We start from the raw sequence: 13,655 nt of genomic DNA, 5'->3' as shown, positions 1-13,655 counted from the left end.
CTCGCGCACGCGCCGGGCAGGGTATCAGTGGCTTAATCGCATTACTTCAGCGGCTGACAGGCCGGTGATTCTTGACACCGTACGCCGATCGATTCCATCCGCCAGCATGGTGCGCGCAATGCGTTGCGCTTCTTCGCGTTTACCTAACCGTAAGCCTTTTTTTATGCCCTTTTTCAATCCATTTTCAAGGCCGCGTTGATGGCCTTCCTGGCGTAATCTTTCGGCAATCGTCATCATCCTCTCCTTGTGCTGGGGTAAACGTTCGGTCACCGCGTGAATAAACTCATCAAAGCGATCGCTGTCGCCGGAACGCAAGAGATAATTAAATAGCGCTTTAAGCTGTTTGTCATTAGCGTGTCCTTTAACAAGCAGCGTCGCCAGCTTTTCCACCAGCCCAAGCAGGTCACGGGTGCGAATATGCTTTTGTATCAGCTCAAGCAACGCCATTCGTCGATGCTGCATGATCTCGTCATCCGGTATGACGGTGATATCCACAAGGGGAAATGCGGTGGCATAAAGCTCTCTTGCCAGTGAGGGGTTATCAAATTCATCAAGCCAGCAAAGGGAAAATGGGTAGGGACTTTCCGTGCCGTGATAAAACAGCATCGGCACCACCAGTGGCAATTTTTTATGCCCCGCGTCCAGGTGCTGCTGCATCGCCGCGATGGCGTAACGCATCAGCCGAAACGCCATGTGAGCATCCGGCGTGCTTTGATGCTCAATAACAATGTAGATATAGGCGTCTCCTTCGCGGGTTTTAAGCGACCACAAGATATCGGAATAATAAGCCCGCAGTTGTTCCTCGATAAAGCTGCCCGATTCCAGCTTCAGCGTTTTCAAATCGCAGAGGTGTCGCACTGCTGCGGGCAGGTGGAGTTTAAGGAAGTCCCGCGCGGTAGGGGGATGGCGGAGAAAGGTTTTGAAAATCGCATCATGCGGCGTTGAGGTCATTATGGTGTTCCGTCACGTAAATAGTCAGAGGACGGAAGCGTAAACGTCGGGGCTGTTGGCCGCACCCGGTAAAAGTTCATCCTGCGAAAGAGGACGAAGGAATCATCACGCGTGGTGAAAGCGGTTCATTTTCGCGGAACGGAGCGCGCAAAAAACGACACGGGGCAGTAGGTATCGTTTTTAGCGCTGGGGGGGAGGGGTTAGCGCAATGTCCACCATTCGCGCAGGCAGGCTTTGCCTTCCGGACAGCTTTTACAGCTTCCCGAAAGGCAGCCGTCGGGTTCTTCCTGAATCCGTGCGGCTTTTCCCATCGTTTCCAGTTGATTCAGCATCGCGTCGATCATTGGCTGTGGCGTATGCAGCGTCTGGCTGATTTGCGCCGCCTCCATGCGCCCACGCAGCGCCAGTAAATCGCGAACCTGAATCAGTGAAGCCATCGTTCAGCCCTTAGTGACAGTCGCCGGTGGTGGTCGACGCGGCGCAGCAGGCGCTGGCGCTTTTACGCGTCGCCAGCAGATTAACATCCACCCGGCTCCGCGCCCGACGCAGCAGGCCAATCACCACGACGTTAAACAGAATCACCGCCAGAATGCACACTAGGCTATAGGTTGGATGTTCGCCGTAGCTGGCGACCTGATAGAACAGGGTCGACAGCGAGTATGCGATGTTCAGCCCCCACAGAATGGAGAAGCCCATCCAGCCGCGGCTGGACTCGCGAGCGATTGCGCCCATCACTGAGATGCACGGAACGTACAGCAGGACGAAAATCAGGTAGCTGTAAGCCGCCGCCGCGCTGCCAAATTTCGCATCCATGACGCCCATCGCGCCGGTCGCCATTTCGCCATCACCCTTGCTGGCTTCGATCGGGTTCGCCAGAACGCTCAGGCTGAGCGTATCTTTCAGGCTCTGCCAGGTTTCTTCCAGCGCGTCGAGCAGTTCGCCGCCAAGGCTGAACTCAGCCGGGTTAAATGCCTCTTCCTGAATGTTTTCCGCGGTGTAAAGGGTGTTGAGCGTACCGACCACCACTTCTTTCGCCATCGCACCGGTGAACAGACCTACTGTGGCCTGCCAGTTATCCTCGTGTACGCCGATCGGCTTGAAGACAGGCGTAATTACGCGGCTAACGGAAGCCAGGGCAGAGTCGTTGATGTTGTCGACGATTTTACCGTCCAGCGAGAAGCTGTTAAACGCGCTCAGGAAGATGCTGACGATGACGATCACTTTACCGGCGCGCAGTACAAAGCCTTTCAGACGCTGCCAGGTCTGGATCACCAGGCTTTTAATGTGGGGGATATGATAAACCGGCAGTTCCATCACAAACGGCGAGGCTTCGCCGCGCATAATGGTGTGTTTGAGCATCAGGCCGGTCAGCACTGCCATCACAATGCCCAGCACGTACAGGGAGAACACTGCCAGCGCGCCGTTTTGCCCGAAGAAGGCGGCCGCAAAGACGGCGAAAATCGCCAGGCGCGCGCCGCAGGACATAAACGGCGCCATCATGATGGTCATCAGGCGTTCACGCGGCGCGTCCAGCGTACGGGCGCCCATCACCGATGGGACGTTGCAGCCAAAGCCGACGATCAGCGGAACAAACGATTTTCCTGGTAGCCCCAGCGCCTGCATCAGGCGGTCCATGACAAACGCGGCGCGCGCCATGTAACCGGAGTCTTCGAGGAAAGAAAGGAACAGGTACATCATGCCGATTTGCGGTACCAGCGGCAGAACAGTATTGATACCGCCGCCAATCCCCTGGGCGAGGAAAATGGTCAGCCAGTCCGGGAAGTGGAGGGTGTAGCCAATCCACTGGATGCCGTGAATAAAGACGGCGACAGAACCGGCGTCGAAGATGGGCGCCAACGCGCCGCCGATGTTAATGGCGAGCAGGAACATCAGGTACATCACAAACAGGAAAACTGGCAGCCCCAGGAAGCGGTTGAGGACGATTTTGTCCACCGCCGTGGTGAAGCGGCTGGGCTCCGCCGTCAGGGTGTTGCTCACCACGTCGCAGATGGCGGCGATGCACTGGTAGCGGGCGTCGGCGATGTGTAGCGCCGGATCGTCCATCTCTTCGCTCAGGCGAGCGAACGAGGCGTCCAGTTGCTGCGCGGCATCCCCGGCGTAAGCGCGGCTGTAAATGTCGCCCTCCAGCATCTGTAAACCGAGCCAGCGACGCTGGTGCGAAGGCATGGTCTGCGCCATCAGGTTTGCCAGATTATCCGCTTCACGTAGCAACGGCTGGGCATAATGTACCAATTCGACGTTTTCATTTTTGCTGTGGCGATCGATCGCCAGCTTCAGTGCTTCGATACCGCGTCCACGGGTGGACACCAGCGGAACTACCGGGCAGCCGAGACGCGCGGACAGCGCATCAATGTCGATCCGGATCTGCTGTTTTTCGGCGATATCCAGCATGTTAAGCGCGACAATGCAGGGGATCCCCAGCTCCAGCAATTGCAGCGTCAGGTACAGGTTACGCTCGAGGTTGGAGGCATCCACGACGTTGATTAACAGATCTGCGTCGCCGCTCAGAATGTAATGGCAGGCAATCTGCTCATCGAGAGAGGTTTGTGACGAAATGGTGGTCAGAGAATAAGTGCCGGGCAGGTCGACCAGCGTCACCTGGTGGTCAGTGGTAGAAAACAGGCCTTCTTTGCGTTCGACCGTCACGCCAGCCCAGTTGCCCACGCGCTGGCGCGCGCCGGTAAGCTGGTTAAATAATGTTGTCTTGCCGGAATTTGGATTACCAATTAAACCAATGGTTAATTTTTTCATTGTTATAGACTCACTGTATTAGCAGGAAACCGCTTCCACTTCTAATAACGCCAGGTCTTTTTTCCGTAATACCAGGCTGACGCGGCGGGTTTCGATATGCACCGGATCACCCAGGGGCGCGACGCGCACCACGTTAAATGAGGAACCCGGCAGCATGCCGAGGGAAAGCAGTTTCTGACGGTATGCAGGACTTATTTCACGGGCAAAGCCGGTAATTTTCCACGCAGTATCTGGAGTAAATTGCATAAGAGCCTACTTGTATCTTGCTTACTGGTTATTACCTCATGGGGCTGAGGAACGCGGCATGAGACCAGCTGATTAGCCAACGAAGGAAAGATTAAATAATCAACAATGCGATGATAATGAGAATGGTTTCTATCATCAATAGAATAAATGTGACGGAATGTTGGTTTGAATAATAATTTGCGACAACTTTGACATGGCTCAACATTTATTGTCGACAGGTGAAATGATTCGAGGAATTAATAAATTAACAGTATTAATGTTTAATTATCGTTTCATCTGTTAACGATGTGATAAATATTAGTACGGGGGTAAAAGAAGAATTGAATGTTGCCGGATGGCGGGTTAACCGCCTTTCCGGCAGACAGCGCGACATTGTCCTCCAGGCCGGACAAGACGCATTCGCGTCGTTATCCGGCACAGGTTTCTGGGTTAGCGTTTTTTACCCATTGCCGCCGCCAGCGCATCCATCATCGCGCTATTGCCTGTCGGCTGCGCGTCGCGACCGCGCGGTCTGGCGGCTTTCGCGGCGGGACGTTCGTTCCCGTTCGTCCCCCCACGGCGCGCCTGAGTCTCTCCTGGCTGTTCATCGAGACGCATGGTCAGGGCAATGCGCTTACGTTGCAGATCCACCTCCAGCACTTTCACCTTCACGATGTCGCCTGCTTTCACTACAGTATGGGGATCTTCCACAAACTTGTTCGACAGGGAAGAGATGTGAACCAGGCCATCCTGATGGACGCCGATATCGACAAACGCGCCAAAGTTGGTGACGTTGGTGACGGCGCCTTCCAGAATCATCCCCGGCTGCAGGTCGTTCATGGTTTCGACGCCGTCGGCAAACTGCGCGGTTTTGAACTCCGGACGCGGGTCACGCCCCGGTTTTTCCAGCTCTTTGATGATGTCAGTCACGGTCGGCACGCCGAATTTGTCGTCGGTGAAGTCAACGGCTTTCAGGTTGCGCAGTTCGCTGCTGTTACCCATCAGATCTTTCAGTGCCTGCTGGGTTGCCGCCAGAATACGTTCTACCACCGGATACGCTTCCGGGTGGACGGTTGAGGCGTCAAGCGGGTTATCGCCGTGGTTGATGCGCAGGAAGCCCGCGCACTGCTCAAAGGCTTTTGGCCCCAGACGGCTTACCTTCAGCAACTGCTGACGATTCTGGAATTGTCCGTTTTCATCGCGCCAGGCGACGATATTTTGCGCCATCATACGGGTTAAGCCCGCCACGCGGGTCAGCAGGGGGACGGAGGCGGTGTTCAGGTCCACGCCGACGGCGTTTACGCAGTCTTCCACCACCGCGTCCAGCTTACGCGCCAGCTGTGTCTGGCTGACGTCATGCTGATACTGGCCGACGCCGATGGATTTCGGGTCGATCTTCACCAGCTCCGCCAGCGGGTCCTGCAGACGGCGGGCGATAGAGACCGCGCCGCGCAGGGAAACGTCAAGATCCGGAAATTCCTGCGCCGCCAGCTCAGAGGCGGAATAAACCGACGCGCCCGCTTCGCTGACAATCACTTTTTGCGCGGTGACTTTCGGGAACTGCTTCTGCACGTCGAGGAAGAAACGCTCGGTTTCACGCGAGGCCGTACCGTTACCAATCGCCACCAGTTCAACGTGATATTTTTCACACAGCGCGGCGACGACCATCGCGGCTTTAGCGGCCTGGCCGGTATGGGGATAAATGGTGTCAGTGGCGACCAGCTTACCGGTACCATCCACCACCGCCACTTTCACCCCGGTACGCAGACCCGGATCGAGGCCCATGGTTGCGCGCAGGCCCGCCGGCGCGGCCATCAGCAAGTCATGCAGATTACGGGCAAACACGTTGATCGCCTCGTCTTCCGCGCGTTCACGCACGGTGCCCATCAGTTCGGTTTCGAGGTGCATCAGGACTTTAATGCGCCATGTCCAGCTCACCACGCCCTTGCGCCAGTTGTCCGCTGGCGCGTTGTTCAGCCGCAGACCGAGGTGATCGAGAATGATCTGCTCACCGTGGCTCTGTTTTGGCGGCTCATCAAACTGTGGGTCAGGGTTCAGTGACAGTTGCAGGACGCCTTCGTTACGGCCGCGAAACATCGCCAGCGCGCGGTGAGACGGCACGCCGGAAATGGGTTCGTGATGATCGAAATAATCGCGGAATTTCGCGCCTTCCTCTTCCTTGCCGCTGACCACAGTGGCAACCAGATGCGCGTTTTTCCACAGATAATCGCGCACTTTTGCCAGCAGCGCCGCGTCTTCCGCGAACCGTTCCATCAGGATGTAGCGCGCGCCGTCAAGGGCGGCTTTGCTGTCGGCAACGCCTTTGTCGGCGTCGATAAATTTCGCCGCTTCCGTGTCAGGATCGTGCGATGGATCGTTCCACAGCAGATCCGCCAGCGGCTCAAGACCCGCTTCAATGGCGATCTGACCGCGGGTGCGGCGTTTGGGTTTGTAGGGGAGATACAGGTCTTCCAGCTCGGTCTTACTTAACGTGCCGTTGATGGCGTTAGCCAGCTCATCGGTCAGCTTGCCTTGCTCAGAAATGGACTTCAGTATGGCCTGGCGGCGCTCTTCCAGTTCACGCAGATAGCCCAGTCGGGTTTCCAGATTACGCAGTTGTGTATCATCCAGACCGCCGGTGATTTCCTTACGATAACGTGCGATAAACGGCACAGTGTTCCCTTCATCAAGCAGGCGAACGGCAGCTTCAACCTGTTCGGCGCGTGCCTGAATTTCACCCGCAATAATGCGGCAGAAAGAATTGTTCATCATGGATAGGCTTCATCTTTAGGATCAAAATCAGGGGATAGTTATACGGACTGGCACGATAAAATGCCAGTCGCGGAGGGCGCTCTCGGATTATTTTACGTACTCGATGGCGTTGACGTACCAGCTGGCTTCTCCGCCGGGCGTATTGACCACAGCAAGGTCGCCGATCTCTTTTTTCAGCAACGCGCGCGCCATCGGCGAGTCAATCGAGATGTAATCCTTACGGCCGAAAATTTCATCGTAGCCGACAATACGAAAGCGGCGGATATCGCCGTCGTCATTTTCAATCTCCACCCACGCGCCGAAAAACACTTTGCCTTCCTGCTGCGGGGAATAGTCGACGATTTTTAAATTTTCCATGCATTTCGTAAGATAACGAACCCGACGGTCGATTTCACGCAGGCGCTTTTTATTATACTGGTAGTCGGCATTCTCGCTGCGGTCGCCAAGGCTCGCGGCCCAGGTCACCTTTTTCGTGACTTCCGGGCGCTCTTCACGCCAGAGATAATTCAGCTCTTGTTTCAGTTTCTCGTACCCTTCCCGGGTGATCAGGGGCGTTTTCATCTTATTGAATACCTTTAAGTCTGTGACGATGCGCACAAATCGTATTACGTCACCCTGCTAACAGAATAAATAATGTGCCGCACGTTTCATTGTATACTTAAGCTGCTGTTAAATATGCTTTGTAACAATTTAGCCTGGAATTCATACCAGAATTCGCTGGTGACGAACGTAAGCTTTTTTAAGAATACATACCTTCAATTGTTGCGAACCTTTGGGAGTACAAACAATGCAAGAGAACTATAAAATTCTGGTGGTGGATGACGACATGCGTCTGCGTGCGCTGCTGGAGCGTTATCTTACCGAGCAGGGCTTCCAGGTTCGAAGCGTCGCGAACGCTGAGCAAATGGATCGTCTGCTAACCCGCGAATCTTTTCACCTTATGGTACTGGATCTCATGCTGCCGGGTGAAGATGGTCTGTCAATTTGCCGCCGCCTACGCAGCCAGAGCAACCCGATGCCGATCATCATGGTGACGGCGAAAGGGGAAGAAGTGGACCGCATCGTCGGTCTGGAAATCGGCGCCGATGATTACATCCCGAAACCGTTTAACCCACGTGAACTGCTGGCGCGTATTCGCGCGGTGCTGCGTCGTCAGGCCAACGAGCTGCCGGGCGCGCCTTCCCAGGAAGAAGCGGTCATTGCCTTTGGTAAGTTCAAACTGAACCTCGGCACCCGCGAAATGTTCCGTGAAGATGAGCCGATGCCGCTCACCAGCGGAGAGTTCGCGGTGCTGAAAGCGCTGGTGAGCCACCCGCGTGAACCGCTTTCCCGCGATAAGCTGATGAACCTGGCGCGTGGTCGCGAGTATTCCGCGATGGAACGTTCCATTGACGTGCAGATTTCCCGTCTGCGCCGCATGGTGGAAGAGGATCCGGCGCATCCGCGCTACATTCAGACCGTGTGGGGTCTGGGCTACGTTTTCGTGCCGGACGGTTCTAAAGCATGAGGCGAATGCGCTTCTCGCCACGAAGTTCATTTGCCCGCACGCTGTTGCTCATCGTCACGTTGCTGTTTGTCAGCCTGGTGACGACCTATCTGGTGGTGCTGAACTTTGCGATTCTGCCGAGCCTCCAGCAGTTTAACAAGGTGCTGGCGTACGAAGTGCGTATGCTGATGACCGACAAGCTGCAACTGGAGGACGGTACGCAACTGGTGGTGCCTCCCGCTTTTCGACGGGAAATTTACCGTGAGCTGGGAATTTCTCTCTATTCCAACGAGGCCGCCGAAGAGGCAGGGCTGCGTTGGGCGCAACATTATGAGTTTTTAAGCCATCAGATGGCGCAGCAGTTGGGCGGCCCGACGGAAGTGCGCGTTGAGGTTAACAAGAGTTCGCCTGTCGTCTGGCTGAAAACCTGGCTGTCACCCAATATCTGGGTGCGCGTACCCTTAACGGAAATTCATCAGGGCGATTTCTCGCCGCTGTTTCGCTATACGCTGGCGATTATGCTGCTGGCGATAGGCGGGGCGTGGCTGTTTATCCGAATCCAGAACCGACCGTTAGTGGATCTTGAACATGCCGCATTACAGGTCGGTAAAGGGATTATTCCGCCGCCGCTGCGTGAGTACGGCGCGTCCGAAGTGCGCTCGGTAACTCGCGCCTTCAACCATATGGCGGCCGGGGTGAAGCAGCTTGCCGACGACCGTACGCTGCTCATGGCTGGCGTCAGCCACGATCTTCGCACCCCGCTGACGCGCATTCGTCTGGCCACGGAGATGATGGGGGAGCAGGATGGTTATCTTGCGGAGTCGATCAACAAAGATATCGAAGAGTGTAACGCGATCATTGAGCAGTTCATCGACTACCTGCGTACCGGCCAGGAGATGCCGATGGAAATGGCCGATCTCAATGCGGTGCTCGGTGAGGTTGTGGCGGCGGAGAGCGGCTACGAGCGTGAAATTGAAACCGCGCTACAGCCAGGCAGCATTCAACTGAAAATGCACCCGCTCTCTATCAAGCGCGCGCTCGCCAATATGGTGGTGAACGCCGCCCGCTACGGAAACGGTTGGATTAAGGTTAGTAGCGGTACGGAACAGCATCGGGCGTGGTTTCAGGTGGAAGACGACGGGCCGGGCATCAAGCCCGAACAGCGGAAATACCTGTTCCAGCCGTTTGTGCGCGGCGACAGCGCGCGCAGCACCAGCGGCACCGGACTCGGATTGGCGATCGTGCAACGCATTGTTGACAACCATAACGGTATGCTGGAAATCGGCACCAGCGAGCGCGGCGGCCTTTCTATCCGCGCCTGGCTGCCCGTTCCCGTGGCGCGTGTCCAGGGAACCACGAAAGAGGCATAAAAAGGGGAGGCATTTAGCCTCCCCTTTGTTGTGGTAACAGCCGGTAACGCTGTACCGTATGCCGTCATCCGGTCATGTCAGTTACAGCTTCGGACCTGCGCTGACCAACGCGGCGCCTGCTGGCGTATCGGTGTACTTCTCGAAGTTCTCAATGAACAGTTTCGCCAGCGCGGTGGCTTTTTCCTGCCACTGTTCCGGCGACGCGTAGGTATTACGCGGGTCGAGAATGCGCGTATCCACCCCCGGCAGTTCGGTCGGGATCGCCAGATCGAACATCGGCAGGCTGAAGGTTTCCGCATCGTCCAGCGAACCGTTCAGGATGGCGTCGATGATGGCGCGGGTATCCTTGATCGAGATACGTTTGCCGGTGCCGTTCCAGCCGGTGTTGACCAGGTACGCCTGCGCGCCGGCGGCCTGCATGCGTTTTACCAGCACTTCCGCATACTGGGTCGGATGCAGTGACAGGAACGCTGCGCCGAAGCAGGCAGAGAAGGTTGGCGTCGGTTCGGTTACGCCGCGTTCGGTACCGGCCAGTTTGGCGGTAAAGCCAGACAGGAAATGGTACTGCGTCTGGTTAGCCGTCAGGCGAGAAACCGGCGGCAGCACGCCAAACGCGTCGGCGGTCAGGAAGATCACCTTCGTGGCATGACCCGCTTTAGAGATCGGTTTGACGATGTTCTCGATGTGATAGATAGGATAAGAAACGCGGGTGTTCTCTGTTTTCGAACCGTCATCAAAATCAATCGAACCGTCGGCACGAACGGTAACGTTCTCCAGCAGCGCATCGCGGCGGATCGCGTTGTAAATCTCGGGTTCAGCCTCTTTCGACAGCTTGATGGTTTTCGCGTAGCAGCCGCCTTCGAAGTTAAACACGCCGTCGTCGTCCCAGCCGTGCTCATCATCGCCAATCAGGCGACGTTTCGGGTCGGTGGAAAGGGTGGTTTTCCCGGTGCCGGACAGGCCGAAGAAGACTGCCACGTCACCTTTCTCGCCGACGTTGGCGGAGCAGTGCATAGACGCGATGCCTTTCAGCGGCAGCAGGTAGTTCATCACCGAGAACATCCCTTTCTTCATTTCGCCGCCGTACCAGGTTCCGCCGATCAGTTGGATCCGCTCGGTCAGGTTGAACGCCACGAAGTTCTCGGAGTTCAGACCCTGCTCTTTCCACTGCGGGTTGGTGCATTTCGCACCGTTCATTACGATAAAGTCAGGCTCAAAGCCTTCCAGTTCTTCATCGCTCGGGCGGATAAACATGTTCTTCACGAAATGTGCCTGCCAGGCCACCTCGGTAATGAAGCGAACGGAAAGACGGGTGTCGGCGTTCGCGCCACAGAAGGCATCAACGATAAACAGGCGTTTACCGGAGAGCTGCTGCGTTACCAGCCCTTTCAGGTGCTGCCAGGTTTCCTGGGAAAGCGGTTTGTTGTCGTTCTTGCCTTTTCCTTTGTCGGACCACCAGAGCGTGTCACGCGTGGTGTCATCACGGACAATGTACTTATCCTTTGGTGAACGTCCGGTGAAAATACCGGTATCAACGGCAACGGCGCCGAGGTTCGTCAGAACGCCACGCTCGTAGCCTTCCAGAGAAGGGTCAAGCTCCTCCTGGTAGAGCGTTTCGTAGCTGGGGTTGTAAACGATATCCTGAACGTCGTTGATACCATAAGCCTTGAGATCTTGCGGGGTTAATCGTTTCACGCGCATATCACTGCTCCTTAGCCAATATGTATTACCTGGAATAGTAAGGTTTTTTGAGGGTCGTTAACCGCGACAAGGCTCATAGATTTACTTATCTGGACAAAATCACGATTGACTGAAAACGCTGTGACTCCTGTCACGAAGCGGCGGTTATTATGGCAGGAAAGGACTTTTTGTTGTGGAAAATGTTCCTAAAACGTTAAAACAGAGTGTTTTTGACGGAAATGTTGTGAGTGTAATCGCATTCACGTAAGAAATTTACGTAAGTCTTACATACGAAATATCGATTCATCACGAAATAAAAAATCAGGCATTTGTCGAAAGGACCGGATGGGGCGTCAGGCCGCCATCCGGTTTTTCAGAAAGGAGGATTAATGCACCTGCGGATCGGCAGGGGAGGCGTTGTTACGGATTTCCGCAATATCCATCGCGTTGAACAGATAATGGCTGCCGCAATAGTCGCAGTGCATGTCGATCTCGCCTTCTTCCGCCAGGATGCTATCCACTTCCGCGTCCGGCAGGGTTTTCAGCGCGCCCGCGCAGCGTTCACGCGAACAGGTGCATTTGAATTCCACGTCCTGCGGATCGTAGAGGGTCACCTCTTCTTCGTGGTACAAACGCCACAGTACATCGTTAGCCGGCAGGGTCAGCAGCTCTTCTGCCTTGATGGTTTCTGTCAGCGTCGCCAGATGATCAAAATCATCCGCCTGAGCGTTTTGCGCAGGCATCACCTGCAGCAGCATACCGCCTGCGGCGGCTTTACCGTCAACATCGCCAGTGCGAATAAACAGGCGGGTCGGTAACTGCTCGGAGCGCAGGAAGTAATCTTCCAGGCAGGCCGCCAGAGTGTCGCCTTCCAGCCCGACCACGCCCTGATAGCGCTCGCCTTCTTCCGGCGTAATCGTGATCACCAGATAGCCGTTCCCCACCAGCGTTTTCAGATCGGCGTTTTCCGGCACATCGCCCTGCACACGCGCGACGCCGCGCATCTGCTGGTTATTGTTGCCGTTGATCACCGCCAGGCTCAGCGGGCCGTCGCCCTGCAGTTGCACGGTGATATCACCGGCAAACTTCAGCGTCGCGGTCAGCAGGCTGGTGGCGACCAGCAGCTCAGCCAGCACCGTTTTTACCGGCTGCGGGTAGCTGTGGTTTTCCAGGATCTGTTGCAGGGTTTCCGATACGGTCACCAGCTCGCCGCGCACGGCAAAGTTTTCGAACAGATAGCGGTGTAATTGGTCATGTTGCGGCATAATCATCTCTCTTGCAGACGACAGTCACTCACTGTCGCCGTGTTTAAATCGTAACAGGTTGCGGCGCTCTTTTTTGTCCGGACGTCGGTCCGGATGCGGCATCGTCAGTGCGTTAAGTTTACGCGCCAGCGCCATTTTTTCGCGTTTCTCGACGCTTTCCGTTGTTTCTTCATACAGGGCGACGGCCTCACTGGCCGGCCGACGCTGCTCAGTGATCCCTTTGATCACCACCGTACGTTCGTCATTGCCCTGGCGTAACGTCAGGGTCGCGTTCAGTTCGACTATCTTGCCCGGCTTACTGCGCTGCCCGTTATAGTGAACTTTGCCGCCTTCAATCATTTCGCGAGCCAGCGCGCGGGTTTTGTAAAAACGCGCGGCCCATAGCCATTTGTCCAGTCTGACCTCAGTTGAGGGCTTCTCTTTCATGGCGTCTCCTTCACAACAGTGAGGGGATCAGCCGGCGGTAGTCATTCAATGACGGATGACGGAGATACTGTTTTTCCGCTACGCCAGAATCGGGGTTCGTCACGCCGAGGCAATAACGAATGCCAAACGTCGCCGCTGCGTCGAGAATCGGTTCGCTATCGTCGATAAACAGCGTTTTTTCGGCGTCCAGTCCCGTTTCTTCGGCAACAGCGCGCCATAACCGCTGATCCTCTTTGGGATAACCAAATGTGTGGGTGGAAAGTAATAAATCAAGGTGCGAGGCCAGGCCGGTATGCTCCAGCTTCACCGCCAGATTATGTGGATGCGCGTTGGTCAGCAAAATACGACGCTTGCCGCAGGCTTTTAAAGCCTCTAAAAAAGGCACTGTATCGTCGCGCAGGACGGCGCGTGGCCCCATCGCCGTCGTCATCGCGCAGATATCCAGCCCCAGACGCTCGCTCCAGTAATCAAGACAGTACCAGTTTAGCGTATGCTGAACCGCATGGTACTCCTGACGGATATGGGCCTGCGCTTCCTGCGGCGAGATCCCTTGCTGTGCGCCGTAGGTTTCGGGCACCAGTTTTTGCCAAAAGAAGGTGTCAAATGCCAGATCGAGCAGTGTGCCGTCCATGTCTAACAGAACGGTATCGACGTCCTGCCAGGCAATATTCATATGCATGGGAACTCTCCAGAGTGAAACGCGTTGCG

The 13,655-nt window shown here is 55.7% G+C and carries 12 protein-coding genes; 2 read left to right on the top strand and 10 right to left on the bottom strand.

From position 1 onward, the window contains the following. Nucleotides 1–24: 24 nt before the first annotated feature. From CSE01S_RS07780 to greB, 6 genes are all read right to left on the bottom strand, one after another. Entirely contained in the window at nucleotides 25–951 is a 927-nt protein-coding gene (locus CSE01S_RS07780) for an Rpn family recombination-promoting nuclease/putative transposase (protein ID WP_042286406.1), read from the bottom strand. A 200-nt stretch (nucleotides 952–1,151) separates the two neighbouring features. Next, nucleotides 1,152–1,388, bottom strand: a complete 237-nt coding sequence (gene feoC, locus CSE01S_RS07775; protein ID WP_042286403.1) for a [Fe-S]-dependent transcriptional repressor FeoC — start codon at nucleotides 1,386–1,388, stop codon at nucleotides 1,152–1,154. A gap of 10 nt (nucleotides 1,389–1,398) precedes the next feature. Further along, entirely contained in the window at nucleotides 1,399–3,723 is a 2,325-nt protein-coding gene (gene feoB / locus CSE01S_RS07770; RefSeq protein WP_042286400.1) for a Fe(2+) transporter permease subunit FeoB, read from the bottom strand. 18 nt (nucleotides 3,724–3,741) lie between these two features. Beyond that, nucleotides 3,742–3,969: a ferrous iron transporter A gene (gene feoA / locus CSE01S_RS07765; protein WP_012908346.1), complete on the bottom strand. Its 228-nt coding sequence runs from the start codon at nucleotides 3,967–3,969 to the stop codon at nucleotides 3,742–3,744. Nucleotides 3,970–4,398: 429 nt separating this feature from the next. Beyond that, complete coding sequence (locus tag CSE01S_RS07760) at nucleotides 4,399–6,720, bottom strand: Tex family protein (RefSeq protein ID WP_042286397.1); 2,322 nt, start codon at nucleotides 6,718–6,720, stop codon at nucleotides 4,399–4,401. 87 nt (nucleotides 6,721–6,807) lie between these two features. Then, on the bottom strand, nucleotides 6,808–7,281 hold the full coding sequence (gene greB / locus CSE01S_RS07755; RefSeq protein ID WP_042286394.1) for a transcription elongation factor GreB: 474 nt from the start codon (nucleotides 7,279–7,281) through the stop codon (nucleotides 6,808–6,810). 226 nt (nucleotides 7,282–7,507) lie between these two features. Here greB and ompR point away from each other — a divergent pair, with 226 nt between their 5' ends. Then, complete coding sequence (gene ompR, locus CSE01S_RS07750) at nucleotides 7,508–8,227, top strand: osmolarity response regulator transcription factor OmpR (RefSeq protein ID WP_001157751.1); 720 nt, start codon at nucleotides 7,508–7,510, stop codon at nucleotides 8,225–8,227. Continuing rightward, the gene (gene envZ, locus CSE01S_RS07745) at nucleotides 8,224–9,576 is read left to right on the top strand and encodes a two-component system sensor histidine kinase EnvZ (RefSeq protein WP_042286390.1); all 1,353 of its coding nucleotides are present in this window, start codon (nucleotides 8,224–8,226) and stop codon (nucleotides 9,574–9,576) included. The genes ompR and envZ overlap by 4 nt, the downstream gene beginning before the upstream one ends. Before the next feature lie 81 nt (nucleotides 9,577–9,657). Here the strand turns inward: envZ and pckA are convergent, their stop codons facing one another. From pckA to yrfG, 4 genes are all read right to left on the bottom strand, one after another. Next, nucleotides 9,658–11,277 (bottom strand): phosphoenolpyruvate carboxykinase (ATP), encoded by a 1,620-nt coding sequence (gene pckA / locus CSE01S_RS07740; RefSeq protein WP_042286388.1) that lies wholly within the window; start codon nucleotides 11,275–11,277, stop codon nucleotides 9,658–9,660. A 365-nt stretch (nucleotides 11,278–11,642) separates the two neighbouring features. Further along, the gene (gene hslO / locus CSE01S_RS07735) at nucleotides 11,643–12,521 is read right to left on the bottom strand and encodes an Hsp33 family molecular chaperone HslO (RefSeq protein WP_042286939.1); all 879 of its coding nucleotides are present in this window, start codon (nucleotides 12,519–12,521) and stop codon (nucleotides 11,643–11,645) included. A gap of 24 nt (nucleotides 12,522–12,545) precedes the next feature. Then, nucleotides 12,546–12,947, bottom strand: coding sequence for a ribosome-associated heat shock protein Hsp15 (hslR, locus tag CSE01S_RS07730; RefSeq protein WP_042286386.1), 402 nt, complete (start codon nucleotides 12,945–12,947; stop codon nucleotides 12,546–12,548). A gap of 10 nt (nucleotides 12,948–12,957) precedes the next feature. After that, a complete protein-coding gene (gene yrfG, locus CSE01S_RS07725) occupies nucleotides 12,958–13,626 on the bottom strand; it encodes a GMP/IMP nucleotidase (RefSeq protein WP_042286384.1) in 669 nt (222 codons plus the stop codon). Nucleotides 13,627–13,655: the final 29 nt, after the last annotated feature.

Origin of the sequence: Citrobacter sedlakii NBRC 105722, assembly GCF_000759835.1 — a bacterium.
Lineage (GTDB): Bacteria > Pseudomonadota > Gammaproteobacteria > Enterobacterales > Enterobacteriaceae > Citrobacter_A > Citrobacter_A sedlakii.
This window is presented reverse-complemented; position numbering and strand designations above follow the sequence as displayed.

What these genes read in the sequence shown, in the direction of transcription:
- CSE01S_RS07780 (WP_042286406.1), bottom strand. Translation starts at nt 951, where the DNA reads ATGACCTCAACGCCGCATGATGCGATTTTCAAAACCTTTCTCCGCCAT.
- feoC (WP_042286403.1), bottom strand. Translation starts at nt 1,388, where the DNA reads ATGGCTTCACTGATTCAGGTTCGCGATTTACTGGCGCTGCGTGGGCGC.
- feoB (WP_042286400.1), bottom strand. Translation starts at nt 3,723, where the DNA reads ATGAAAAAATTAACCATTGGTTTAATTGGTAATCCAAATTCCGGCAAG.
- feoA (WP_012908346.1), bottom strand. Translation starts at nt 3,969, where the DNA reads ATGCAATTTACTCCAGATACTGCGTGGAAAATTACCGGCTTTGCCCGT.
- CSE01S_RS07760 (WP_042286397.1), bottom strand. Translation starts at nt 6,720, where the DNA reads ATGATGAACAATTCTTTCTGCCGCATTATTGCGGGTGAAATTCAGGCA.
- greB (WP_042286394.1), bottom strand. Translation starts at nt 7,281, where the DNA reads ATGAAAACGCCCCTGATCACCCGGGAAGGGTACGAGAAACTGAAACAA.
- ompR (WP_001157751.1), top strand. Translation starts at nt 7,508, where the DNA reads ATGCAAGAGAACTATAAAATTCTGGTGGTGGATGACGACATGCGTCTG.
- envZ (WP_042286390.1), top strand. Translation starts at nt 8,224, where the DNA reads ATGAGGCGAATGCGCTTCTCGCCACGAAGTTCATTTGCCCGCACGCTG.
- pckA (WP_042286388.1), bottom strand. Translation starts at nt 11,277, where the DNA reads ATGCGCGTGAAACGATTAACCCCGCAAGATCTCAAGGCTTATGGTATC.
- hslO (WP_042286939.1), bottom strand. Translation starts at nt 12,521, where the DNA reads ATGCCGCAACATGACCAATTACACCGCTATCTGTTCGAAAACTTTGCC.
- hslR (WP_042286386.1), bottom strand. Translation starts at nt 12,947, where the DNA reads ATGAAAGAGAAGCCCTCAACTGAGGTCAGACTGGACAAATGGCTATGG.
- yrfG (WP_042286384.1), bottom strand. Translation starts at nt 13,626, where the DNA reads ATGCATATGAATATTGCCTGGCAGGACGTCGATACCGTTCTGTTAGAC.